Origin of the sequence: Streptomyces sp. NBC_01477 (assembly GCF_036227245.1) — a bacterium.
Classification (GTDB): Bacteria; Actinomycetota; Actinomycetes; order Streptomycetales; family Streptomycetaceae; genus Actinacidiphila.
The window spans coordinates 3,897,751-3,919,858 of sequence record NZ_CP109445.1; the positions used below are offsets into that span (position 1 = coordinate 3,897,751).

Sequence of the window (22,108 nt, forward strand, 5' to 3'; positions counted from 1 at the left end):
GTGCGGAGCGCGCCGGACCGCACGGATACGTCGAGCCACACGGCCGCCTCAGGCCGTACGAGCGCCTCGCCGCGCGGACGCCGGTCCAGCCGTACGGGCGCGGACGAGCCGTACGGACGGGCGGGTGCGGCCTACGGCTCGAACTTGTAGCCGAGCCCGCGGACCGTCACCAGGTAGCGCGGCGCCCCCGGGTCGGGCTCGATCTTGGCGCGCAGCCGCTTGACGTGGACGTCGAGCGTCTTGGTGTCGCCGACGTAGTCCGCGCCCCACACCCGGTCGATGAGCTGCATACGCGTCAGCACCCGGCCGGCGTTCCGCAGCAGCATCTCCAGCAGGTCGAACTCCTTGAGCGGGAGGTCCACCTTGCCGCCGCCGACCGTGACGACATGCCGGTCCACGTCCATACGGACCGGACCGGCCTCCAGGGCGGCGGGGGAGATCTCCTCGGGCTCGCCGCGGCGGCGCAATACCGCGCGGATGCGGGCGACCAGTTCCCGCGAGGAGAACGGCTTGGTCACATAGTCGTCCGCGCCTATCTCCAGGCCGACGACCTTGTCGATCTCGCTGTCCTTGGCGGTCACCATGATCACCGGGACATTGGACTTGAGCCGCAGTTGGCGGCAGACCTCGGTGCCGGGCAGCCCCGGCAGCATCAGGTCGAGAAGTACCAGGTCGGCGCCGTTTCGTTCGAACTCGTCCAGCGCGTCGGGCCCGGTCGCGGAAATGCCGACCTCGAAGCCCTCCTTGCGGAGCATGTACGACAGCGCGTCGCTGAAGGACTCTTCGTCCTCGACGACGAGTACGCGGGTCACGGGAGGACCTCCGGAGCGGGGATGTGTTCGGGGAGGGTCTGGAACAACTGGTCGTCCGACGGCTCGTCGGCCGGCTCTGCGTCCGCCTCGGCATCGGGGTCGGTGCCGGGCGGAAGCGCGCGGTCGCGGGCGATCCCTGCTTCGGGAAGCCGCAGTGTGAAGGTGGAGCCCTGGCCTTCCGCGCTCCACACGGTGACCTCGCCGCCATGGGTGGCGGCGACGTGTTTGACGATGGACAGGCCGAGCCCCGTGCCGCCGGTGGCCCGCGAGCGCGCCGGGTCGACCCGGTAGAAGCGCTCGAAGACCCGGTCGCGGTCCTTCTCGGAGATGCCGATGCCCTGGTCGGTGACGGAGATCTCAATGAGGTCGCCGCCGGTCGCGGGGATCCGGCGCCCTGTGATCCCGACCCGGGTGCGGGCCGGGCTGTAGTTGACGGCGTTCTCGACGAGATTGCCGAGCGCTGCCGCGAGCTGGCCCCGGTTGCCCCAGATGAAAAGGTCGGGGGTGGCGCCGGCGGCCATGGTGATCTGCTTGGTGTTGGCCTGGTGGCGGCAGCGGTCGACGGCTTCGGCGACCAGGTCGTCCACCGCCACCGGCTCCGCGTCGTCCAGCAGGTCGTCGTCCTGGACCCGGGACAGGTCGATGATCTCCTGCACCAGGCTGGTCAGCCGGGTGGCCTCGATCTGCATCCGGCCGGCGAAGCGGATCACCGCCTCGGGGTCGTCCGAGGCGTCCATCACGGCTTCCGAGAGCAGTGACAGGGCGCCCACCGGGGTTTTCAGCTCATGGCTGACATTCGCCACGAAATCCCGCCGTACCGCTTCGATCCGCCGGGCCTCGGTGAGGTCCTCGACCAGCAGCAGCACCAGCCGGGAGCCCAGCGGTGCCACCCGGGCGGAGACCGCGAGGCCTTCACCGCGGCCGGCGCCGCGGCGCGGAAGATCGAGTTCCACCTGGCGTATCTCGCCGTCCCGCCGGGTCTCGCGGGCCATCTGCAGCATCTGGTCGACGGCGAGACGGCCGCCGCGCACCAGTCCGAGGGCATATGCCGCCGAACTGGCCTTGACCACGGTGTCGCCCTCGTCCAGGACGACAGCCGACGAACGCAGTACGGACAGCACGGTGTCCACTCCCGGCGGGAGCACGGCATCCGTGTGCAGTGCGGTACGGGTCGGGCGGGCCTGTTCCCGCTCGCTCCAGCGGAACGCGAGCACGGCGATCACGCCGGTCAGGAGACCGGCGATCGCACTGGCTGCGGCGACTGCCGCGTTCACGTCCATGGCTCCAGGTTAGGTGGCCCGCGCAAGCACTCCACAACCCATGAGAGCTACCTCTCGGGTGCACGTTGCCAAGAGTTCACCTCCACGTAGGGGCTGATTCACTCCGGGTGCGCGGCCGGTACGCACAGGGCCATCAGCGTGACAGCGTGGAGGAGAAGCCTCTGTACAGACCTGAGTACATTCTGCACATACGGAAGGAACGCGATGCGGGACGCATACCACGAGGAGCTTGACTCCATCGGTGACGGGCTGGTCGAGATGGCCAGGCTGGTCGGCTCGGCAATAGGCCGCGCCACCACCGCACTGCTCGACGCGGACCTCAATGTCGCGGAAAGTGTGATCGCGGCCGACGAGAAGGTGGACGACCTCCAGCGCGAGCTGGAGAGCCGGGCGATCAACCTGCTGGCCCGCCAGCAGCCGGTCGCCACCGACCTGCGGATCGTCGTCACCTCGCTGCGGATGAGCGCCGACCTGGAGCGCTCGGGCGACCTGGCCCGCCATGTCGCCAAGCTCGCCAGGCTCCGCTTCCCGGTCTCCGCCGTGCCGCACGACCTGCACAGCACCATCCTGGAGATGGGCCAGCTCGCGCAGCGGCTGATGGCCAAGGCCGCCGAGGTGATCATCACCAAGGACGTCGACGACGCGCTGCAGCTCGAAGCGGACGACGACCGTATGGACGAGCTGCACCGCGCCCTGTTCCAGCACCTGCTGGACGACCGCTGGAAGCACGGCATCGAGACCGCGGTCGACGTCACCCTGGTCGGCCGGTATTACGAGCGCTTCGCCGACCACGCCGTATCCGTCGCCAAGCGCGTCGTCTACCTGGTGACCGGCGAGCACGTCGACGCGATGACGCCGACCCCGACCCAGGTGGAGGGCGCGTAGTCCGCCGGGGGGCGTGCGGGTGGTGCAGCGTTGGGCGTTATGCCCTTGTGCGCCCTTGATGCGCGGCGGTGCGGGGGCGTTCACTTGACAGCAGCAGAGCCTGAGGAGGCCGCACTGATGTCGGAGACCCCCACACCCGTACGCGCCCAGCCGACGCACGACTCCGCCGCCCCGCGGCGGACCCCGCTCCCCCTGGTCGCCGCCTGCGGCTGCGGCTCCGGCTGCGGGTGCGGCTGCCAGTCCGGCAACCCGTGCCAGTGCGGAGGCTGCACCCACTAGCCCCTCCACCCGCACCCCGCACACGTGCCCCCGCCCCGCGGACCGACCGCGGCCCGGGGGCACGTGCGTGTCCGCCGCCCCCTGCGCGGCAACGTCCCCGCTGGGGAGCCCTTTCCGACCCCGACACCGGCCGGCCGAAAGTCCCCGCCGGACAGGCGTCCGCGGCGCTAGCCTTACGCCATTCGCGCAACGTAACTCTGCGAACTCGAAGAGTGCCGCGATGGGGGGATACATGGGCAGTCCCAACTCCGACATAGGAGTCACACCCGGTCCGGTGAGTGCCGCCGCCGTCCAATTCAAGATGGACCGGGCCGCCGGCGCCGACAAGGCCGCTCTCAGCAAAGCCGACACAGCAGCCACCGCTCACAGCGGATGGGCCTCGTCGGCGGCGACCACCGCGTGCGTCACCGCGTGGCGGACACGTATGCACGAGATGGGCAATGACGTCGAAGCGGCCGCAGACGGCGTCACCCATTCCATGGACGTCTACATGAATTCCGACATTTCCGTATCCAGTCGGCTCCACCAGCAGGCCACGTGGTTGGAGGAGTCCTGATGCTGAGCGTTCAGGACCTTCAGGACGCCCAGTCGCAACTGTGGCGTGATGCCGCCGATGACGCTTCGGCAGCTGCCGGCCACTGCCGGGATGTCGCGTCGTACGCACGGGACGACGTAGCCGCGACGCTGACCAGGCACTGGGTCAACGACACCGGACAAGCCGCGCGTGCGCAGTTCGTCAAGCACGCCGCGGACTACGACGCTGCGTCCGACGCGCTGCGCGGGCTCGTTCGGACCTACGAAACGCTCGCGGACGCCATCGACTCGGCGCAACGGGTGCTGCACGGCGCGCTCGACTACGCCCGGGCACATGGACTGACGGTTTCCGGCAGCGGGGAGATAGACGCTCCCGCAGCTCGCAGCGGTGACGACACCACCGTCACGAACTACGAGGTGCAGGTGACCGCGGACCTGGTCTCCGAGGCCCTCACCGCGGCCACGCTGGCGGACACGACCGCCGCGAACGAGATACGCACCATCACCGCCCTCACCGATGTGCTCGATCCGGCGCTGGTCCTGCAAGCACTTCAGCACGACGCCGACAATCCGTTCGCGATCGCTCTCCGTCTGAGCAATGGGCGCGACTTCCTCCACCCGGTCAACGTCTCCCTCTCCCAATTGGACGCGGTCCGGCAGGCGTCCCTGGAAACCGGGATCAGCGAACGGCTGCTGATATCGATCCTGTGGCAGGAGCAGCAGTGGTATCAGAACGGCGATCCAGGTCTGGGCGGCCCCGAGGGGTGGGCCGGGCACGTATTCGACTGGGCGCTGGAGAACACGATCAAGCCCGACAAGTCGCTGGGCATCACCCATATGAAGCTCGCGACCGCACGCCAGGTGATAGCCGAGGATCCGGGGGCATTCATCGTCGCCGGGCGCTCCCTCAACGACCTCAGCGACTCCGAACTCACCAAATACATCGAGGAGAATCCGAACGAGGACATCCGGCTGAGTGCCCACTACCTCGCGCAGCTGAAATCGAACCCGCACGGGGCGACGACCGACAAGCAGCTGTTCCTGCTGTACGCCGCGGACACGCCTCAGGTCCGGGACGCCAACGCCCAGTACGGCGACGACACGGCACCTCGCGGAGCCGCCATTCATGCCCGTGCCGAACACTGGGACCAGCTTCAACCGCACCTGGAGGATGCGGACGCCTGGGGTGCGCTGACCGATGCGCAACGTCGGCAGGCGCTGGATGAACTGGCGTCGCAGACGCCCGCCGGGCACTCGATCGATCTCGGCCCGCTGTATCCGGTGCGGGGAGCGATCACCACCGGAGTGGGCACGGGACCGCCCCAGGCCGGGACTCCACAGCCCACTCCCGGTCCCAGTCCCGTTCCACCCTCAGAATGACAAGACCCTGACCCTGCGGCCGGGCCATCTCCTCAACCGCACCGCGGGTCAAGGCTTCCGCCTGCGGTCAAGGTACCCACCTCGACCCTGAGCACAAGGCGATCGCTACGTCCGCCGAGCGGCTTGACCTGCTCGTACACATAGTCAATCGAGCGCTGCCGGAGCACTGACTTCAGGTGGTCCTCGAAATCCCGTGCCGCCAAAGTGGTGTTGACCTCAAATGTCGCCAGTACGGAACACTCCCCGCCTTCGCCCCACAGATTGCCGCTGACGCGATGGCCTCCCGAAGTGACCTGTACATCTCCCAGGGACATCACGCTGCCACGGACCTGGTGTTCGTAATGCGCGGCCTGTCTGTTGTGCTGCCCGATGGGTGACACGTAGTACAACGTGTACAAACCCGCAGCCACGCAGAGCACGGCGACGATGACTATGACGGCCCGCTTCCGCATGGGGAAAATGTTAGCGCCGCACGGCAACGCTCGTCCGCCCCCGCAGGCGGCGTCGCACACGTGCCCCCGCCCCGCGGACCGACCGCGGCCCGGGGGCACGTATGGAGCGAAGGTTACTTCGTGCGGCGGGGCTTGCCGCACATCGTGGGTCAGCGGGCCGGGGGTGCGAGGCCTTCGCAGACGGGCTCGCGGTGGTGGGCGGCGTAGTCGGACGCGTCGGAGTGGGTGAGGACGACCGCGACGGCGGTGAGCAGCACGGCCACCCAGCCCAGGACCGCGAAGCCGGTCGACAGGGCGCCCTGCCAGGTTCTCTCCTGGTTCCAGCCGCGCGCCCGAGCGCGTCTGCGCAGCCAGATGTGCAGGCCGACTGCCGCCAGCGCCGCCGCGAGCCCGCCGTAAGCGACGGCCCAGGTGTCCCACGACAGCGGGATCCACCGGCATTGGCTCGACCTGCGGTGCGTCCGGCTGCTGGACAGGTGCGTGGAGACGCCGAAGAGCACACCGGCCAGCACCACCAGCGGCGGTACGGCCAGCGAGGTACGCCGCCAGGCGCGCGACGGCAGCGCGGCGGGGCTTTCGGAGCGGCTGAGAGAAGCCGTCTCGTTCATACGGGTCGGGCCAATCGTCGTCGGCGGCGGGTGCGGTGGGTCCCGCGTTCGCCGGGGTCAGTACCAGTCGGGGTGGGGGCGGACGATGCGGATGTTCTGCTGGCCCTCCGACTCCGTCTCGTGCGGGAGCCGCCCTTCGAGGCTGACGTCGACGTGGGAGTCGGAGTGCTGGGTGTATTTGATCTCACCGTCCGGCATGACGGCCGTCACGATGGCGGCGTGGTGCGTCTCGCCCTGGTGGATGCCGGAGTTGGGGCCCTGCTGCTCGTAGTAGATGATGTCGCCGGGGCGGGCCTGGCCGGGCGGCACCTCCTCGCCCCCGTGCTTCAGCATGAAGTCCTGCTGGTTCTCGGCGCCGCCCCAGGTGTGCGAGTAGTACAGCTTCTTGTCCAGCCAGTCCCAGCCGGTCCCGGTCTCCTTGCCCCAGTCGTCGGCGCCGCTGACCCCGCTCCAGGTGCCCATCTTGCGCTTCATACCGGCGTGCAGCAGGGCCTCGGAGACGAAGTTGGTGCAGTTGTTGCCGAGGTCGATGGGGTCGCTCTTGTTCCAGTTCCGCAGCGCGTAGTCGACCATCTTGACGCGGTCGTACTTTCCGTCCGGCCCCCGCATCTGGGTCTTCACGCTGTCCGGGATGCCGTCCAGATTCGTCAGCGCCACCGGCTCGGCGAGCATCAGGTCGTGCCGCTCGGACGGGGACAGGCCGCCCCACCACACGGCGACGGTCGCCGGGTCCTGGCCGGTGGGGATGGCGCCCTTGAAGGCGTCCATCTCGGTGTGTGAGGCCTCTTCCTGGAGGTTGAGGGCGTCGTCCGGGTTGGTGATGCCGACCGCGGCACGCAGCTTGGCCAGTTCGGCACGGGCCGCGTTGTCCGCGTCGGTGGCCTGTTTGATGGCCTGGCTGTGCAGCGCGGCGATCTCCGACACGATCTGCACGGGGTTCTGGACGATCAGCGGCCGGCCCTCGTCGTCCAGCTGTATCCCGTACTCGTTGGCCAGGCTCAGTGCTTGGATCAAAGTGGCCTGGGCTGTCTGGATGCTGCTGTGCATGCCCTCGAGCACCATCTTCACGGCGTCGAGCAGGTCGTACGCCGAATCCAGCTTGTCGGCGAGCGCGTAGAGCCGGGCGGCGGCGGCCTTGCCGGTGGAGTCGGCCCAGTGCGCGTCCACCTTGGCGGCGGTGTCGCCGCGGACGTCGATGGCGGCCTGGTTGACGTAGCGGGCGAGCGCCACGAAGTCGTCGGCGGCGTCCTTCCACTGCTCGGGGCGGGCGTCGCGGATACCTGCGTAGGTGACCATGTCACTCCCCCAGGACGTTGATGCCGTACAGCAGGTCCTGGGCGAAGTGGTCGTTGCCGGCCAGGCCGTTCGCGCTGTCGCGCAGGTCCTGGCCGAGCCGTTCCATCTCGTTGACCAGGTCGATGACGTGGTCCTCCCAGGCGTGCCCGCAGTCCGCGAGCTCCTTCGCGCTGGTCCACCCGCCGCCCGCGTGATTGGCGTACACGGTGTCGCTGCTGTCGAGCGAATGGCTCAGCCGCTTGCGCGCGTCACGCGCAGCCGCCTGCAGATCGTCGCCCGCTTCTTTGACCTTGGGCGGATGTATATCGGTCTCACGTGGTCCCACGGCGTCCCCCCGGACTATTCACGACGTGTCTTTCCACGCTAGTGACGCCGCTTCTTGATCAGAGCGCTATTTCCGGCCACAAAATCCGGCGACCCGCGGGACTACGCGGGCCCGGCGCCCTGATGGTGGACCTTCGCGGCCACACGGGCTCTGTAGGGTCGGTCACTCGACGATCACGGGAGCTATGACGTGTTCAAGTTCTCAGCCCGGGGTGCGGCTCTTGTCGCCTTGACGCTGGCCGCGTTCGCCGTCTCGTGCAGCACGACGCCGAAGGCCGACAGGCAAGTCGACGCCGCGGGCAGGCCGGCCGGCACAGCGGCACCGGCGGCACCCGCCGAGAAGGTCCGCGACGCCTTCGCCGGACTCCAGGCAACCCTGATGGAATCCTGCACCCCGGGCGACTGCGCCGATTTCCTCGGCCGGGTGTACGACGAACTTCACGGTATGGACCAGGCGATGAAAGCGGACCCCAAAGGCCCCGGACACTTCGCCAAGCCGATCAAGCTGGTCAAGCAGTTGGACGCGGAGATCGGCGGCGATTCTTCTTCCGCGGTTCTGGAGAAGCATCAGGCGTCGCTGATCAGTACCCGCGACCAGATCAACACGTGGATGCAGGGCCACCCCGACGACTACCGCTGACGCGCGTGAGCGCCCCGATCACCACGACCGCACCGAATACGCCCGACCCCGCAACCCCCGATGTGGCGCACCGGCTTTCCACGCCGACCAGCACCCCGGACAGGTGAGCGAAACAGCCCACGCCCACCGCCGGACAGCCCCGGACGCCACAGTGCCCCCTCCCCGCGGGCGGAGCCACAGGGAGGGGGCACAGCCAAACCGGGAGGGCTACTTCTTGCCCTGGTTCTTGACGGCCTCGATTGCCGCAGCGGCAGCGTCCGGGTCGAGGTAGTGGCCGCCGGGGGTCAGGGGGTGGAAGTCGGCGTCGAGGTCGTAGGCGAGGGGGATGCCGGTGGGGATGTTCAGGCCGGCGATGTCGGCGTCGGAGATGCCGTCGAGGTGCTTGACCAGGGCGCGCAGTGAATTGCCGTGGGCGGCGACCAGGACGGTGCGGCCGGTCAGCAGGTCGGGGACGATGCCGTCGTACCAGTACGGCAGCATCCGGTCCACGACGTCCTTGAGGCATTCGGTGCGCGGCCGCAGCTCCGGCGGGATCGTCGCGTACCGCGGGTCGTCGCTCTGCGAGTATTCGGCGCCGTCCTCCAGCGGGGGCGGCGGGGTGTCGTAGGAGCGGCGCCACAGCATGAACTGCTCCTCGCCGAATTCGGCGAGGGTCTGCGCCTTGTCCTTGCCCTGGAGGGCTCCGTAGTGGCGCTCGTTGAGCCGCCAGCTGCGGTGCACCGGGATCCAGTGGCGGTCCGCGGCCTCCAGCGCGAGCTGGGCCGTGCGGATCGCGCGCTTCTGGAGCGAGGTGTGCACCACGTCGGGGAGCAGCCCGGCGTCCTTGAGCAGCTCGCCGCCGCGCACCGCCTCCTTCTCGCCCTTGTCGTTGAGATTCACGTCCACCCAGCCGGTGAACAGGTTCTTCGCGTTCCACTCGCTCTCACCGTGGCGGAGCAGGATCAGCTTGTACGCAGCAGCAGCCATGCCTCCGAGCCTAATCGAAATGGCGTGGCACCTCGCGACCGGCCTCGGTAACATGCGCTGAGCACCAGCGCCTCTTACCGAAGGGGCGCTTCTCAGCGAGCGGACCGAGGGAGAACCGGTGGCGGCCATCAGCCGAGCGGTACGCGAGACGGCCGGCGGTCTGCCCCGGCAGTTCTGGTGGCTGTGGACGAGCACCCTGGTCAACCGGCTCGGCGGCTTCGTCGTCACGTTCCTCGCGCTCTACCTCACCGTCCAGCGCGGCTACTCCGCCGCCTACGCCGGCCTGGTCGCCGCCCTGTTCGGGCTCGGCGGCGCCGCGGGCGCGGTCATCGGCGGGGTGCTCGCCGACCGGGTCGGCCGCCGTACGACGCTGCTCGCCTCGCAGCTCGGCGCCGCCGCCGCCACGGCGGTGCTCGGCTTCGTCACAGGACCGGTCGCCATCGCCGGCGTCGCCGCGCTGGTCGGCCTGACCGGCAACGCGTCCCGGCCCGCGCTGTCCGCGATGATCGCCGACCTGGTGCCGGCCGCGGACCGGGTGCGGGCCTTCTCCCTCAACTACTGGGCGATCAACATCGGCTTCGGCGTCTCGGCCGCCGCCGCCGGCTTCATCGCCGCCGAGGGCTATCTGTGGCTCTTCCTCGGCGACGCCTTCACCACCGTGCTGTGCGCGCTCGTGGTCTACGTCAAAGCCGAGGAGACCCTGCCGCACGCCCCTGCCGCGAAGCACCCGGCCCCGCAAGCCGCAGCCCCCACGCATCCCGCCGCCGCACGCGCAGAAGCCGCCACCCGCACACAAGCCGCCGCCCGCGCGAGGAAGACCGAGACCACCCTCGTCGACGTCATGCGCGACCGCCGCTTCATGGCCCTGGTCGGCCTGACCTTCATGCTCGGCTCGGTGATGCAGCAGGCCAGCTCCACCCTCGCCGTCGACATGGGGCAGCACGGCCTGAGCGCCCGCCAGTTCGGCCTGGTCGCCGCCGTCAACGGCGTGGTGATCGTGCTGCTCCAGATCCCCGTCACCCGCGCACTGCGCGCCCGCAGCAGCGCCGCCCTGCTCGCCGCCGGCTCCTTCGTGCTGGCCTGGGGCTTCGGCCTGACCGTCTTCGCCACCTCGGTCGCCGTCTACGCGCTGACCGTCGTCGTCTGGACGCTCGGCGAGATCGTCCACGCCCCCGCCTCGATGTCGGTCGTCGCCGACCTCGCCCCGCCGCACGCCCGCGGGCGCTACCAGGGCATGTTCACCCTCTCCTGGGCAGCCGCCGCCTTCGCCGGGCCGCTGGCCGGCGGCGTGACCCTCCAGTACCTGGGCCGCGACGCGGTCTGGCTCGGCTGCGCCGCCCTCGGCACGCTGGCCGGCGCCGGCTACTACCTGCTGCTCCGGCCCCGTACCGCCCCGCGGCGGCCGGCCGTACCGCGGGAAGCCGGGCGCGACCTGCCGGTGGGGTGAGGTCGCGGGCTCAGGGCAGCAGGCGGCGCTGGGCCTCGTAGAGGTTGGGGGGCGGGACGCCGGGGGTGCCGTAGGACTCCAGGCGGGAGTCGAGGGTGCCGGTGAAGTCGGGGACGTCGGTCTGGCCGGACGGGGTGACCGCCGAGATGGCGACGGTCGCGCTGCGCGGGGCCACGTCGTCGATCCGTACGCACCCGGCCCGGCCGTTGGTGACGGTGACGTTCCAGTGGGTGAAGCGGGCGCCGTAGAGGGGTCCCGCGGAGGCGTCGCCGCCGTGCTGGCCGTCGTTGGTGACGGTGATGTCGGTACGGACGCAGGCGAAGGGCATGCCGCGGTGGGTGTCGAAGGTGCCCATCGCCATCCGGCCGCGCGACCAGACGTTGTACGAGGACAGGCCCTCGGCATTGATGCCGTGCAGCTGGGTGCCGGCCGGGGCCGGCACGGTGCGCCGCTCGACGGTGAAGTCCTCGACGAGGTTGTCGTGCGAGCCCTCGCGGCAGGCGTACGGGTGGTGGCTGCCGCGGCCCGAGACCCGGGTGCGGCGGAAGGTGGTGGCCTTGGCGGCGACCATCAGGAAGCCGTTGTCGACGTCGGCGGCGTGCACGTCGTCCACCCAGCAGTCCCAGGTGCACTGTGCGGCCAGGCCGTTCCAGCCCCTGTCGAGCAGGTGCGGGGCCTGCGGGGTCGGCGTCATGCGGATGGTGAGGCCCTCGACCCCGGAGTTGACCAGCGGCTCGACCAGTGTGGTGATCCGCGGCCGCCACCGCGCCCGGGTGTCCAGCGGCAGCGGCCGGTCGAAGGCCACCTGCCGGCCGCGCACCGCGGTGATCCTGGCCGGCCACTCGTACGGCACGTAGGACAGCAGCTTGGTCTTGTCCGACCAGTCGTACACGGCCGCGCCCTCGACGTCGCCCGCCATGTGCGCGAGCAGCCCGTGCCCGGGGTCGTCGGCGTACTGCACGAGTACGCGGTCGCCGCGCCGCAGCCGGGACGGGTCGTCGACGGTGACGCTGCGGCCGCCCTGCGGGGTCTCGGCGGTGATACGGGCCAGCTCGGTGAATTCGTCGCGGCTGTTGCCGGTCCAGCCCTCGAAGGGCCAGGCCGTGGCGCGGATCGCGTCGGTGAGGGTGCGGTAGCGGTCGGCGGGGCACATCCAGACCAGGCCGCCGGCCCAGGACCAGGACGACTTGTCGCCGCCGTAGCGGCTGCCGTACGGGCCGATCAGGTCGGTGAGCGACGCGGTGGCGTAGAGCGTGGTCGCGCCGCTGCCGGCGCCGCGCAGGGTGGTGTTGCTCCAGCCGAGCGTGATGACGTCGTCGATGCGGTAGGTGCCGGGCGGCAGCAGGACGGTGCCGCCGCCGGACTCGCCGACCTCGCGCAGCGCCCGGTTGATGGCGGCGGCCGAGTCGGCGCTGCCGTCGGGGCGGGCGCCGTAGTGCAGGGCGTTGGCGCGGACCGGGTGCCGGGGGAAGCAGGGGTTGCCGCCCTCGTAGCCGGCCAGCGCGACATAGGGGATCTGCGGGTGGGTGTACGGGCTGGCGCGGAATTCCGCCCACAGGCCGGCGGGCCGGTCCGCCGACCGGTCCGCCGGCTGATCGGCCGCCGCAGCCCCCGGGGTACCGATCGCGGCGGTCGCAGCCGTCGCGGCGGCCCCCGAGACCACCTGGACACTGCCGCTGAGCAGTCTTCTGCGACTGACCACCATCAACCCCGCTTTCACGTATCTGAACAGTATTCAGATGTGCGACGGGCTTGAGAGTGCCACGGACCCGATCCGCTGGGGAAGACCCAGGACGGGGGTAAACGGTTTCGTCAGTCGTCCTCGCCGGTCAGGTGCGCGAACGCGTCCAGGTTCCGGGTGGACTCGCCGCGCGACACCCGCCACGCGTACTCCTTGCGGATCGCGGCGGCGAACCCCATCTCCAGCAGGACGTTGAAGGACCCGTCGGCGTTCTCCACGACCGCGCCGAGCAGCCGGTCGACCTCCTCCGCGGTGACCGCGGCCAGCGGGAGACGGCCGCTGAGGTAGACGTCCCCGAGGCGGTCGACGGCGTACGCGACACCGTAGAGGCGCAGGTTGCGCTCCAGCAGCCAGCGGTAGAAGGCCTCGTGGTTCTCGTCGGGGCGGCGGACGACGAAGGCGTTCAGCGACAGGGTGTGGCGGCCGACGATCAGCTGGCAGGTGGTGGACAGCTTGCGCGTGCCGGGCAGTTGGGTGACGTACGTGCCCGGCCGCGGCGATTCCCACGGCAGGTCCGCCTCGCGCAGCGCCTGCTCCACGACCCGCCCGGCGGCGGCCACCGTCCCGGGCTCGGGTTCCGCGTCCGCCGCCCGCTCGGGGCTCTCGTGCTCCGCCTCAGCCATGCGCCGATCGTAGGCGACGGCGGTGCTCGGACTGCGCTGCCGCGTACACGTCGGCGGTGTCGGCGGCCGACGCGTCCCAGCCGAAGCCGCGCGCGTGCACAGCCGCCGCCTCGCCCAGGGTGGTGCCCAACTGCGGGTGGTCCACGAAGCGGCGCAGCATCCGGGCGTAGTCGCGCGGGTCGTGCCCGGGCACCAGGAAGCCGGTGCGCTCGTCGCGCACCGCGACCGGCAGTCCGCCGACCGCCGCCGCCACGACCGGGGTGCCGCAGGCCTGCGCCTCGATGGCGACCAGGCCGAAGGACTCGCTGTACGACGGCATCACCAGGACGGTCGCCGCCCGGTACCAGTCGGCGAGCCGCTCCTGGTCCACCGGCCGCTGGAAGCGTACGACGTCGGAGACGCCGAGCCTGGCGGCCAGCTTGTGCAGCGCCTCCGGCTTGGCCAGACCCGTACCGCTCGGGCCGCCCACCACCGGCACGACCAGCCGCTCACGCAGGGCCGGGTCCTCCTCCAGCAGCACCGCGACCGCCCGGAGCAGCACGTCGGGCGCCTTGAGCGGCTGTATCCGGCCGGCGAAGAGCGGGATCAGCGCGTCCTGCGGCAGGCCGAGCCGGGCGCGGGCGGCGGCGCGCCCCTGGCCGGGCCGGAAGCGTTCGAGGTTGACGCCGGGGTGGACGACGGCGACCTTGCCGGGGGCGGCGCAGTAGTGGCGTACCAGCTCGCCGGCCTCCTCGTCGGTGTTGGCGATCAGCCGGTCGGCCGCGGCCACCACCTGGGTCTCGCCGATGACGCGGGCGACGGGCTCGGGGTCGTCGTTCTCGGCGAGCGCGGCGTTCTTGACCTTGGCCATGGTGTGCATGGCGTGCACCAGCGGTACGCCCCAGCGCTCGGCGGCCAGCCAGCCGACGTGGCCCGACAGCCAGTAGTGCGAGTGGACCAGGTCGTAGTAACCGGGGCGGTGCCCTGCCCAGGCCCGCATCAGGCCGTGGGTGAACGCGCACAGCTGCGCGGGCAGTTCCTCCTTGGCCAGACCCTCGTACGGTCCCGCGTCCACATGCCGCACCAGGACGCCGGGCGCCAGCTCCACACAGGGCCGACGGGCGCCGGTGGTGGACCGGGTGAAGATCTCGACCTCGATGTCGCGCTCGGCCAGCCGCTTGGCCAGCTCGACGATGTAGACGTTCATGCCGCCCGCGTCGCCGGTACCCGGCTGGTGCAGCGGCGAGGTGTGGACGCTCAGCATCGCGACCCTGCGCACCCGCCGCCCGCTCCCCCACCTCCGGTGCGGCCGATACGCGGCGGCAGCGGCACCGGCGGCGTCGCGCAGCCCGCCGAACCGGGACGTGTACTGGGTCACCTTTCGTTCCTTCCGGCAGCCGTACCCCCGCGTTCAACCATGGGGAACGCCGTACGCGCGGGTTCCATTTCCGGCTTTGCCGAAGTGTGATGAAAACGCCGGCCGGCGCGGAAGACGGGCCGTTCTCATCGCGGCTCAGAGGCGGCCCCGCGGCGTCACTCAGCGCGGCTCAACGGCGGTCCCGGGCCGTCACTCAGCGCGGCTCAACGGCGGTCCCGGGCCGTCCCTCAGCGCGGCGCCAGCGCCTCCCAGGCCAGCGTGACCTCGCCCTGCCGCCACCGCGCCGGGCCGTCCACCACCGGCCAGCCGTCCGCCCGCAGCGAGCGGACCGCCGCGATCCAGCGCTGCCGCGCGCCCAGCGCCGACAGCGGCGCCGCCGCGGCCCATGCCCGGTCGAAGGCCGACAGGAACGCGTGCACCGGCTCGCCCGGCACATTGCGGTGGATCAGCGCCTTGGGGAGGCGTTCGGCCAGGTCGGAGGGCCGGTGCAGGGAGCCGAGCCGGGTGGCGAAGGTGACCGTGCGCGGGCCTTCGGGGCCGAGCGCGACCCACACGTGCCGCCGCCCGATCTCGTCGCAAGTGCCCTCGACCAGCAGGCCGCCGGGCGCGAGCCGCGCGGTCAGCCGCCGCCATACCGCGGGGACTTCGTCCTCGGCATATTGCCGCAGGACGTTCGCCGCCCGGATCAGCGCGGGCCTGCGGCCGTCCGGCAGCGGGACCTCGAAGCCGCCGCGTACGAAGCGGAGCCCGTCGCGGGCGTAGGGGAGGGCGGCGGCCACCCGGTCCTGGTCGATCTCGACGCCGACGACCTCCGCGTCGGGGCACACCCGGCGCAGCCGCCCCAGCAGCTCGACGGCGGTCCAGGGCGCGGCGCCGTAACCGAGGTCGACGGCGAGCGGGTCGGCGGCCCTGCGCAACTGCGGGCCGTGGGTGGCGGCGATCCAGCGGTCCATCCGGCGCAGGCGGTTCGGATTCGTCGTCCCCCTGGTCACCACCCCGACCGCCCGCACACCGCCCATGCGGCGAGGGTAGCCGGGGCGGGCGGGTGGAGGGCGCGGGGTCAGATGCAGGAGCGGGGTCCGGGTCGGCTTCGGTGCCGGGTCCGGGGGCGGGTCCACGGGCAGAGCCCGGCGCGGGTCGGGGGCGATGACGGTGCGGGTCCGGGCGAGGAGGGCTCGGACGGCCGGGAGCAGGTTCCGGGGGTGCCGCGAATTCCACTCAAACGGATGACTTCGGGCGTATCCCACTCGACAGCGCCTATGCCGCATTCCCTCCCGATCAGGTCCGCAACCAGGCCGAATCCGGCGCACGGTTGCAGCGCGGGCGGGTGATGTGTGTCATGTGCGGATCCCCACATCAGGGGTGAAATCCCGCTCTGGCCACCGCATATGACACTGACGGTTTACCAGTGGCTCTCCCGTCACGTCCTACCCAACCACTAGGGTCTCCTGAGACCGGGGAGAGGCAAGGCAAAGCAAAGGGAAACCCGTAGAACGTTCAGGGGACCGGAAAGGAGTCGCTTGATGTCCGCTGCCAAGCGCGGCACCGAACGGCCCTCGGCCACCGATCCCGGGGCGGAGGGTTCCGCCGTCGCGGCCACCCCCGACACCGCGGGGACGCCGGCGCTGACCCTCCCGCGCCAGCGCCAGGACACCGCCGACGGACCGCCCGCGCTCAACCTGCTGGTGGTCGGCGACGACCCGACCGGCGCCTTCACCGCCCCCTGGTTCCAGGACGGCGGCGGCCCCCGCATCCGTATCCTGCGGGCCGGCAATCTCACCGCCGCCGGCCGGCTGCTCACCGATGACGTGCACTGCATCCTGCTCGACCTGCCCGACGTCCTGGAGGGCGTACGGCATGTGGTGCGGGTCGCCCCCAGGACCGCCGTGCTGGTGCTGACCGACGGCGCCGACGACGGCAGCGCCGCCGAGGCCGTACGCGTCGGCGCCCAGGACCACCTGGCCCGCGGCGACGTCGACGCCGCCGCCATCACCCGGGCCGTGCGTTACGCCGTGGAACGCAAGCGCGCCGACCTCGCGCTGCGCAAGCTCACCGAGACCAAGCTGCTCGCCCGGGAGAACCGCAGGCTCGAACGCGGTCTGCTCCCGACCCCGCTGCTCGACGGCGCCGACCTGCGCTTCGCCGCCCACTACCGCCCGGGCCGCAGCCGCGCCCTACTCGGCGGCGACTTCTACGACACCGTCCGCACCTCCGACGGCGTCGTGCACGCGATGATCGGCGACGTCTGCGGCCACGGCCCCGACGCGGCGGCGCTCGGCGTCGAACTGCGGATCGCCTGGCGGGCGCTGACCTTCGCCGGCCTCGGCGGCGACACCCTGCTGCGAACGCTCCAGCAGGTGCTGGTGCACGAGCGGGCCGACGACGAGGTCTTCGCGACGCTGTGCGCGCTGGACATCGCTCCCGACGGCCACCACGCCGACCTCTACCTGGCGGGGCATCCGGCGCCGCTGCTGGCGGGTCCCGGCCGGGTGCCGCGGCTGCTGCCGCACGAGGACGGCGGCCCCGCGCTCGGCCTGCTGCCCGACCCGTTCGCCCAGTGGCAGCGCGTGCCGGTCGCGCTGGACGGCGAATGGCGGCTGATGCTCTACACGGACGGCCTGATCGAGGGCCGGATCGGGGTGGGCACGCAGCGGCTGGAGCAGGACGGGATGCTCCGGCTGGTCGCCCGGCTGCTGGCCGCGGGCCTGCACGGCGACGCGCTGCTGGACGCCGCTGTCACCGAGGTGCGCGAGCTGAACGGCGGCGAGCTGACCGACGACGTGGCGGTCGTCCTGCTGGAGCGGACCGGCTTGCAGCCATAGCCGTCACCGCGGACGCAGGCCGTACGGGATCAGCGCCCGTACGGCCGGTAGGTACCGGGAGACCGGCTCAGCGCCCGCCGTTGTACGGGCCGTAGGGGCCGTCGCTGCTGCTGCCGCGGCTGCTGCTCCGGCCGCGTCCCCGCAGCCGGCGCTGCATGCCGCTGCGTCCGGTCACCTCACGGACGGCGGGGCGTACGTCGACCATGTACACGATCACCGCGACCAGGCCGATGACCGGCAGGAACGACAGGATCGGGAAGAGCTTCATCACGACCGCGGCGATGCCGAGGATGATCAGCCAGAAGCCCTTGTTCTGCTTGTTCGCGGCGCGATACGCGTCCTGGCGGCGCACCGCCGCGTCCACGAACGCGAACGTCGCGAAGAGGAAGAGCGCCCAGGAGATCAGGGCGACCACCCCGAAGAACTGTGTGATCAGCACGCCGTCCACCCGCCTTTGTCGTCCGCCGCCCGTCGCCGCCGGTCTGCTGCCACCGTACCGGTCGCACCCGTACAACGGGCCGGGCACGCGATGCGTGCCCGGCCCTCGCGGGTCACTCCGCCGGCGTGTCGGACTTCACGGACTTGCGCGGGGCGGTCTTGCGGGCCGGCGTCTTGCGGGCCGGGGCGGGCTTCGGCTCGGCCGCCTGCGCGGGCCTGTCCGGCTCGACGGCGGCGGCGATCTCCACGACCTGGTCGGCGGTCTCGCCGCGCCAGCTCGCCACGGCGCCCTTGCCGCGCTCGGCCAGCTCGTCGTACGCCTCGCGGGCCTTGACCGCGTAGCCGGTGGCCCGGCCGACGCCCTGGAGCGCCAGGTCCTGCACGGACTCGCCGAGCTTCTTGAAGTCCGGCTTCTCCCTGAACGCCTTCAGGTCGATGTCGCGGTACGTCTCCGTCAGCCGCGCCTGGGCGTCCTTCGCCCCCGCGGTCACCCGGTCCTGCACGACCTTCGGGTCGGTGCCCTTGATCTTCTCGATGTGCTCGGGCGCCTGCTCCCGGATCTTCTCGATCAGCGCGGGCACCTCCCGCAGCTTCTCGGCGGCCAGGTCCGCGGTCCCGGCGACCGCGTAGAGCGGGGTCGGGTTGCGCAGGCTCTTCACGATGTCATCGGTGATGGTCATGGTCCGGTTTCCTCCCGTACGGCGGCGGACCCCTCGCGGCTGCCCGCCTCTGCCTTTGCTTCTGCTTCTGCTTCTGCTTCTGCTGCGTCCACGTCCCCGGCCGCCCGCGACTCCCCCGCGGCGGCGTTCTCCTTGCGGAAGGACTCGTAGATCTGGATGAGCACCTGCTTCTGCCGCTCGTTGATCGACGGGTCCGTCAGAATCGCCGCAGGCACCTCCAGCTCGCCGCGCTCCCGCGCGTCGAGCATCCCCGCCTGCACGTACAACGTCTCGGCGGAAATCCGCAGCGCCTTCGCGAGCTGCTGCAGGATGTCGGCACTGGGCTTCCGCAGCCCGCGCTCGATCTGGCTCAGGTACGGATTCGACACACCGGCCGCCTCCGCCAGTTGCCGCAGACTGAGCTGCGCACTCCGCCGCTGCTCCCGCAGGTACTCGCCGACGTTGCCGACTTTCAGTGACGCCATACGTACGAGGGTGCACGACTGCGCTAACTTTTGCAAGCATATCGCTTGCTGCTGGCAAACGGCGGGTCTCGCCGCGGTGGACGCTCGTCGACAGGCCCAGCACCTCGGCGGCGATCGGGCGCCGTTCCTCCTCATAGGTGTCGAGGAGCGCGGCGGGCGCGGCGTCCCGCGGCACCGCGCCCAGCTTCCAGCGCAGGTTGTAGGCGCCCTGCACACCGGCGTTGAGGCCCTGGCCGCCGGCCGGTGAGTGGACGTGGGCCGCGTCGCCGACGAGGAAGACCCGGCCCGCGCGGAAGCGGTCCGCCAGGGCCGCCCGCGGGCGGAAGTCGCGCGCTACGGCATCGCCTGACCGGTGGACGGCCGCCGGCCCGGCCCACGCCCCTCGCCACCCCCCGCCGGGCGGTCCGCCGGGAGGGGCTAGCGTCGGCGGGCATGACTGACGTTACCGGCGAGAGCGGCTACTTGCGGGCCACCCGGACGGCCTACGACATCGTGGCCGTCGACTACGAGCGGCTTCTCCGCGACGAGTTGGACCGCAAGCCGCTGGACCGCGCGATGCTCGCCGCGTTCGCCGACGTCTCGCGGGGGCCGGTCGCCGAGGTGGGGTGCGGACCCGGGCGGGTCACCGCGCACCTGCGCGGTCTCGGCGTGGACGTGCTCGGTATCGACCTGTCGCCCGAGATGGTCGCGGTCGCCCGGCGTACGCACCCGGGCCTGCGGTTCGAGGTGGGATCGATGACCGCGCTGGACCTGGCGGACGGCGCCCTCGGCGGCGTCGTCGCCTGGTACTCCACCGTCCACACCCCGCCCGAGGTGCTGCCGACCGTCTTCGCCGAGTGCCACCGGGTGCTGGCCCCCGGCGGCCACATGCTGCTGGCGTTCAAGGCCGGCGACCAGCACTGGCACCGGGACCGGGCGTACGGCCACGAGGTGTCGCTCGACGTCTACTGGATGCCGCCCGACGATGTCGCCGCCCTGATGACCGCGGCCGGCCTCGTCGTGGACGCCCGCCTGGTCCGCGAGCCCGACGCGACCGAACGGCCCGCGCAAGGCCGCCAGGCCTTCTTCCTGGCCCACAAGCCGGAAGGGGCGTGACGCGGCAGCGGGCGTGACGCGGCAGCGGACCGGCGGAAATTCCGTCGAGCCCTTCCGCCGCCGCGTCTAGCCTGGCCGTATGGGACACGCCAAGACCTCGTACGTCTGCCTGCCGTGCCGCGCGTCGTACAAGCAGCCCTACGGCGACGTCGGCGAGCGGAAGTGCCCGCGGTGTGCGGGGGTTCTGATCCACGTGGGGTCGGCCTTCGCCCCGCCTCGGCGCAGGGACACCGCCGCCTGGCGGACGCTCTCGGTGCTGCTGAACGCCGGTGTCCACTTCCACAAGAGCTGCTGCGGCGGACCCGGATACCGGCCCCGCACCCTGCACGAGGTGCGCGAGCGGATGGCGTACGCGCGGCGGACCGGGGAGCCGTTCGCCCGGGCTCTTGTGCGGCGCGAACTGCCTTAGCCGGAAGGGTTGTTGCGGGCGGTGGCGCGGCGGTGGGCCGCCACGCGTCCGCGGGTGGCGCAGCGGTGGGAGCAGGAGCGGCGGGGCGGGCCGCCGCCCCGGGCGAGCGTCGCCGCGGGCGGCGGAGGCGCACAGGCCGCCAGGAAGGCGCTGGTGGTCCCGGACCGGGACGGTCAGGGCCAGGCACGACGAGGCCAGGAACCATTCGGCCCAGGGCGGGCCGTCGTCGCTGTCGAGGTGCGGGTGCCACGGGGTGCGGCCGTCGCGGGAGGTGAGGCAGGGATTCCGGGCCCAGGGTCAGGGAGCCGCGGCATGGGGCATCACGGGACACGTCGTCGCGGGATACGGCGCTACCTCTGCGGGGCCGCCGCCGCCCGCACGGGGGACGAGATGTCAGGCCCGGCCCTGCTGCTGGCGGGGCTGGCGGCCACCGGCTCGGCCACCACGGCGTCGTCGCTGCTGGCCGGGCTCACGGTCTCCGCGGCGGTCGGCGGCCCCGTCTTCGGCGTGCTGCTCGACCGTTCGGCGCGGCCGGGCCGGCTGCTGGCCCGGGCGCTCGGCGGCTACGCGCTGGCGCTGCTCGTCGTCCTCGGCTGCCTGGGGCGGGCCCCGCTCGCCGTCACGCTGCCGGCCGCGGTGTGCGCGGGGCTGGCGGGACCCGCGCTGTCCGGCGGGTGGACCTCCCAACTGCCCCGGGTCGTCACCGGCGAGGCCCTGCCGGGGGCCACCGCGCTCGACGCGATGACGTACGACCTCGCGAGCCTGGCGGGTCCCGCGCTGGCCGGGGTCACCGCCGGGCTCGCGGGGGCGCCCGCCGGCGTACTCGTGGCCGCCGCCCTGATCTGCCTGGCGGTGCCCTCGGCGCTGGCCTTGCCCGGGGCCGGGGAGGCGGCACGCGGAAGCGGCGCGAAGAGCCTCGCCAGCGGCCTCACCGCCGATCTCGCCGCCGGATTCCGGGCCGTCGCCCGCAGCCGGACCCTGGCCCGGGCGACCGCGACCTCGGTGATCTCCTGTACGGGCCAGGGCATGCTGCTCGCGTGCGTGCCGCTGCTCGGGGAGCGGTGCCTCGGCGGGGCGGGGCACGGCGCGCTCCTGCTGTCCGGCACCGCCGCCTCGGGGCTCGCCGCCAACGCCTTCCTCGCCCGCCGCCCGCACCTGATGCGCCCGGACAGCGTCGTCCGCCACAGCGCCCTCGTCCTGGCCGCCGCCCTGCTGCTGGCCGCGGCGCAGCGGCCCGCGCCGCTCGTCGTCGCGATGCTGATGGCGGGCGCGGCGGAGGGACCCCAGCTCACCGCGCTCTTCGCGGTACGCCACCGCGAGGCGCCCGCGCATCTGCGGGCCAGGATCTTCACCACGGGCGCCAGCCTGAAGATCACCGGCTTCGGGCTGGGCGCGGGCGTCGCGGGACCGATCGCCGCGTGGTCGCTCACGGGCGCGCTCCTCACCGCTGCCGGCGTCCAACTGCTCGCGGCGGCGGCCGGGTTCGCGCCCCGGAGGTGACGGACGGCCCGCGTCACGCGACCCGCAGGCCCGGGCCGGAAGGCCATCGGCAATCCGCTACCACCACCCGCCGCAC

24 protein-coding genes and 2 pseudogenes are annotated in these 22,108 nt (G+C 72.0%); 10 read left to right on the top strand and 16 right to left on the bottom strand.

Annotation, left to right across the window (positions count from 1 at the left end; translation table 11 throughout):
• Window positions 1-131: 131 nt before the first annotated feature.
• Window positions 132-812, bottom strand: coding sequence for a response regulator transcription factor (locus tag OHA86_RS16180; RefSeq protein ID WP_329176085.1), 681 nt, complete (start codon window positions 810-812; stop codon window positions 132-134).
• The gene (locus OHA86_RS16185; RefSeq protein WP_329176087.1) at window positions 809-2,092 is read right to left on the bottom strand and encodes a sensor histidine kinase; all 1,284 of its coding nucleotides are present in this window, start codon (window positions 2,090-2,092) and stop codon (window positions 809-811) included. The genes OHA86_RS16180 and OHA86_RS16185 overlap by 4 nt, the downstream gene beginning before the upstream one ends.
• Window positions 2,093-2,296: 204 nt before the next feature.
• Between OHA86_RS16185 and phoU the strand changes: the two genes are divergently transcribed.
• From phoU to OHA86_RS16205, 4 genes are all read left to right on the top strand, one after another.
• On the top strand, window positions 2,297-2,977 hold the full coding sequence (gene phoU / locus OHA86_RS16190) for a phosphate signaling complex protein PhoU (protein WP_329176089.1): 681 nt from the start codon (window positions 2,297-2,299) through the stop codon (window positions 2,975-2,977).
• A gap of 117 nt (window positions 2,978-3,094) precedes the next feature.
• Window positions 3,095-3,256: a hypothetical protein gene (locus tag OHA86_RS16195; RefSeq protein WP_329176090.1), complete on the top strand. Its 162-nt coding sequence runs from the start codon at window positions 3,095-3,097 to the stop codon at window positions 3,254-3,256.
• A 232-nt stretch (window positions 3,257-3,488) separates the two neighbouring features.
• Window positions 3,489-3,812, top strand: coding sequence for a hypothetical protein (locus tag OHA86_RS16200; RefSeq protein ID WP_329176092.1), 324 nt, complete (start codon window positions 3,489-3,491; stop codon window positions 3,810-3,812).
• Complete coding sequence (locus OHA86_RS16205; protein ID WP_329176094.1) at window positions 3,812-5,170, top strand: hypothetical protein; 1,359 nt, start codon at window positions 3,812-3,814, stop codon at window positions 5,168-5,170. Before OHA86_RS16200 ends, OHA86_RS16205 begins: the two co-directional genes overlap by 1 nt.
• A 32-nt stretch (window positions 5,171-5,202) precedes the next feature.
• Here OHA86_RS16205 and OHA86_RS16210 read toward each other — a convergent pair whose 3' ends face one another.
• The 4 genes from OHA86_RS16210 to OHA86_RS16225 form a co-directional block, all read right to left on the bottom strand.
• Window positions 5,203-5,622: a hypothetical protein gene (locus OHA86_RS16210; RefSeq protein WP_329176096.1), complete on the bottom strand. Its 420-nt coding sequence runs from the start codon at window positions 5,620-5,622 to the stop codon at window positions 5,203-5,205.
• 149 nt (window positions 5,623-5,771) lie between these two features.
• A complete protein-coding gene (locus tag OHA86_RS16215) occupies window positions 5,772-6,230 on the bottom strand; it encodes a hypothetical protein (protein ID WP_329176098.1) in 459 nt (152 codons plus the stop codon).
• A gap of 57 nt (window positions 6,231-6,287) precedes the next feature.
• Window positions 6,288-7,526, bottom strand: a complete 1,239-nt coding sequence (locus OHA86_RS16220) for an amidase domain-containing protein (RefSeq protein WP_329176100.1) — start codon at window positions 7,524-7,526, stop codon at window positions 6,288-6,290.
• Between the two features lies 1 nt (window position 7,527).
• Window positions 7,528-7,851, bottom strand: coding sequence for a hypothetical protein (locus tag OHA86_RS16225; protein WP_329176101.1), 324 nt, complete (start codon window positions 7,849-7,851; stop codon window positions 7,528-7,530).
• 228 nt (window positions 7,852-8,079) lie between these two features.
• On the opposite strand from OHA86_RS16225, the gene OHA86_RS16230 reads away from it, so the two are divergent.
• Window positions 8,080-8,490, top strand: coding sequence for a hypothetical protein (locus OHA86_RS16230; RefSeq protein WP_329176103.1), 411 nt, complete (start codon window positions 8,080-8,082; stop codon window positions 8,488-8,490).
• A gap of 207 nt (window positions 8,491-8,697) precedes the next feature.
• Here OHA86_RS16230 and OHA86_RS16235 read toward each other — a convergent pair whose 3' ends face one another.
• Window positions 8,698-9,456 (bottom strand): phosphoglyceromutase, encoded by a 759-nt coding sequence (locus OHA86_RS16235; RefSeq protein WP_329176105.1) that lies wholly within the window; start codon window positions 9,454-9,456, stop codon window positions 8,698-8,700.
• 118 nt (window positions 9,457-9,574) lie between these two features.
• Between OHA86_RS16235 and OHA86_RS16240 the strand changes: the two genes are divergently transcribed.
• A complete protein-coding gene (locus tag OHA86_RS16240) occupies window positions 9,575-10,903 on the top strand; it encodes an MFS transporter (RefSeq protein WP_329176107.1) in 1,329 nt (442 codons plus the stop codon).
• A 10-nt stretch (window positions 10,904-10,913) separates the two neighbouring features.
• Here OHA86_RS16240 and OHA86_RS16245 read toward each other — a convergent pair whose 3' ends face one another.
• The 4 genes from OHA86_RS16245 to OHA86_RS16260 all read right to left on the bottom strand — a co-directional run bounded on the left by OHA86_RS16245 (window position 10,914) and on the right by OHA86_RS16260 (window position 15,643).
• A complete protein-coding gene (locus OHA86_RS16245; protein WP_329182430.1) occupies window positions 10,914-12,608 on the bottom strand; it encodes a glycosyl hydrolase family 28-related protein in 1,695 nt (564 codons plus the stop codon).
• Between the two features lie 107 nt (window positions 12,609-12,715).
• Window positions 12,716-13,267, bottom strand: coding sequence for a YbjN domain-containing protein (locus OHA86_RS16250; protein ID WP_329176109.1), 552 nt, complete (start codon window positions 13,265-13,267; stop codon window positions 12,716-12,718).
• Window positions 13,260-14,624, bottom strand: a complete 1,365-nt coding sequence (gene mshA / locus OHA86_RS16255) for a D-inositol-3-phosphate glycosyltransferase (protein ID WP_443071746.1) — start codon at window positions 14,622-14,624, stop codon at window positions 13,260-13,262. The genes OHA86_RS16250 and mshA overlap by 8 nt, the downstream gene beginning before the upstream one ends.
• A gap of 227 nt (window positions 14,625-14,851) precedes the next feature.
• On the bottom strand, window positions 14,852-15,643 hold the full coding sequence (locus OHA86_RS16260) for a class I SAM-dependent methyltransferase (protein ID WP_329176111.1): 792 nt from the start codon (window positions 15,641-15,643) through the stop codon (window positions 14,852-14,854).
• Between the two features lie 504 nt (window positions 15,644-16,147).
• On the opposite strand from OHA86_RS16260, the gene OHA86_RS16265 reads away from it, so the two are divergent.
• Complete coding sequence (locus OHA86_RS16265) at window positions 16,148-17,446, top strand: PP2C family protein-serine/threonine phosphatase (protein ID WP_329176113.1); 1,299 nt, start codon at window positions 16,148-16,150, stop codon at window positions 17,444-17,446.
• 67 nt (window positions 17,447-17,513) lie between these two features.
• On the opposite strand, the gene OHA86_RS16270 is transcribed toward OHA86_RS16265, so the two are convergent.
• The 4 genes and pseudogenes from OHA86_RS16270 to OHA86_RS36090 all read right to left on the bottom strand — a co-directional run.
• A complete protein-coding gene (locus OHA86_RS16270; RefSeq protein WP_329176115.1) occupies window positions 17,514-17,885 on the bottom strand; it encodes a DUF2516 family protein in 372 nt (123 codons plus the stop codon).
• Window positions 17,886-17,997: 112 nt separating this feature from the next.
• A complete protein-coding gene (locus OHA86_RS16275; protein ID WP_329176116.1) occupies window positions 17,998-18,564 on the bottom strand; it encodes a hypothetical protein in 567 nt (188 codons plus the stop codon).
• Complete coding sequence (locus tag OHA86_RS16280; protein ID WP_329176118.1) at window positions 18,561-19,028, bottom strand: helix-turn-helix domain-containing protein; 468 nt, start codon at window positions 19,026-19,028, stop codon at window positions 18,561-18,563. The genes OHA86_RS16275 and OHA86_RS16280 overlap by 4 nt, the downstream gene beginning before the upstream one ends.
• A gap of 157 nt (window positions 19,029-19,185) precedes the next feature.
• A pseudogene (locus tag OHA86_RS36090) lies at window positions 19,186-19,335 on the bottom strand (FAD-dependent monooxygenase); the annotation flags it as partial.
• 125 nt (window positions 19,336-19,460) lie between these two features.
• Here OHA86_RS36090 and OHA86_RS16285 point away from each other — a divergent pair.
• Both OHA86_RS16285 and OHA86_RS16290 read left to right on the top strand, forming a co-directional pair.
• Window positions 19,461-20,123 (top strand): class I SAM-dependent DNA methyltransferase, encoded by a 663-nt coding sequence (locus OHA86_RS16285; RefSeq protein ID WP_329176120.1) that lies wholly within the window; start codon window positions 19,461-19,463, stop codon window positions 20,121-20,123.
• 79 nt (window positions 20,124-20,202) lie between these two features.
• Window positions 20,203-20,532 (top strand): deoxyxylulose-5-phosphate synthase, encoded by a 330-nt coding sequence (locus tag OHA86_RS16290; protein ID WP_329176121.1) that lies wholly within the window; start codon window positions 20,203-20,205, stop codon window positions 20,530-20,532.
• On the opposite strand, the pseudogene OHA86_RS16295 reads toward OHA86_RS16290, so the two are convergent.
• Window positions 20,529-20,808, bottom strand: a pseudogene (locus OHA86_RS16295) (CGNR zinc finger domain-containing protein); the annotation flags it as partial. The gene OHA86_RS16290 and the pseudogene OHA86_RS16295 overlap by 4 nt on opposite strands.
• Before the next feature lie 36 nt (window positions 20,809-20,844).
• Here OHA86_RS16295 and OHA86_RS16300 point away from each other — a divergent pair.
• Window positions 20,845-22,032 (top strand): MFS transporter, encoded by a 1,188-nt coding sequence (locus OHA86_RS16300; protein ID WP_329176123.1) that lies wholly within the window; start codon window positions 20,845-20,847, stop codon window positions 22,030-22,032.
• Window positions 22,033-22,108 lie beyond the last annotated feature (76 nt).

Coding starts and splice junctions, on each gene's coding strand:
- OHA86_RS16260 (WP_329176111.1), bottom strand. CDS start 15,643: ATGGGCGGTGTGCGGGCGGTCGGGGTGGTGACCAGGGGGACGACGAAT.
- OHA86_RS16220 (WP_329176100.1), bottom strand. CDS start 7,526: ATGGTCACCTACGCAGGTATCCGCGACGCCCGCCCCGAGCAGTGGAAG.
- OHA86_RS16300 (WP_329176123.1), top strand. CDS start 20,845: ATGGGGCATCACGGGACACGTCGTCGCGGGATACGGCGCTACCTCTGC.
- OHA86_RS16265 (WP_329176113.1), top strand. CDS start 16,148: ATGTCCGCTGCCAAGCGCGGCACCGAACGGCCCTCGGCCACCGATCCC.
- OHA86_RS16205 (WP_329176094.1), top strand. CDS start 3,812: ATGCTGAGCGTTCAGGACCTTCAGGACGCCCAGTCGCAACTGTGGCGT.
- OHA86_RS16250 (WP_329176109.1), bottom strand. CDS start 13,267: ATGGCTGAGGCGGAGCACGAGAGCCCCGAGCGGGCGGCGGACGCGGAA.
- OHA86_RS16285 (WP_329176120.1), top strand. CDS start 19,461: ATGACTGACGTTACCGGCGAGAGCGGCTACTTGCGGGCCACCCGGACG.
- OHA86_RS16235 (WP_329176105.1), bottom strand. CDS start 9,456: ATGGCTGCTGCTGCGTACAAGCTGATCCTGCTCCGCCACGGTGAGAGC.
- OHA86_RS16215 (WP_329176098.1), bottom strand. CDS start 6,230: ATGAACGAGACGGCTTCTCTCAGCCGCTCCGAAAGCCCCGCCGCGCTG.
- OHA86_RS16245 (WP_329182430.1), bottom strand. CDS start 12,608: ATGGTGGTCAGTCGCAGAAGACTGCTCAGCGGCAGTGTCCAGGTGGTC.
- phoU (WP_329176089.1), top strand. CDS start 2,297: ATGCGGGACGCATACCACGAGGAGCTTGACTCCATCGGTGACGGGCTG.
- OHA86_RS16200 (WP_329176092.1), top strand. CDS start 3,489: ATGGGCAGTCCCAACTCCGACATAGGAGTCACACCCGGTCCGGTGAGT.
- OHA86_RS16280 (WP_329176118.1), bottom strand. CDS start 19,028: ATGGCGTCACTGAAAGTCGGCAACGTCGGCGAGTACCTGCGGGAGCAG.
- OHA86_RS16275 (WP_329176116.1), bottom strand. CDS start 18,564: ATGACCATCACCGATGACATCGTGAAGAGCCTGCGCAACCCGACCCCG.
- OHA86_RS16210 (WP_329176096.1), bottom strand. CDS start 5,622: ATGCGGAAGCGGGCCGTCATAGTCATCGTCGCCGTGCTCTGCGTGGCT.
- OHA86_RS16185 (WP_329176087.1), bottom strand. CDS start 2,092: ATGGACGTGAACGCGGCAGTCGCCGCAGCCAGTGCGATCGCCGGTCTC.
- OHA86_RS16290 (WP_329176121.1), top strand. CDS start 20,203: ATGGGACACGCCAAGACCTCGTACGTCTGCCTGCCGTGCCGCGCGTCG.
- OHA86_RS16195 (WP_329176090.1), top strand. CDS start 3,095: ATGTCGGAGACCCCCACACCCGTACGCGCCCAGCCGACGCACGACTCC.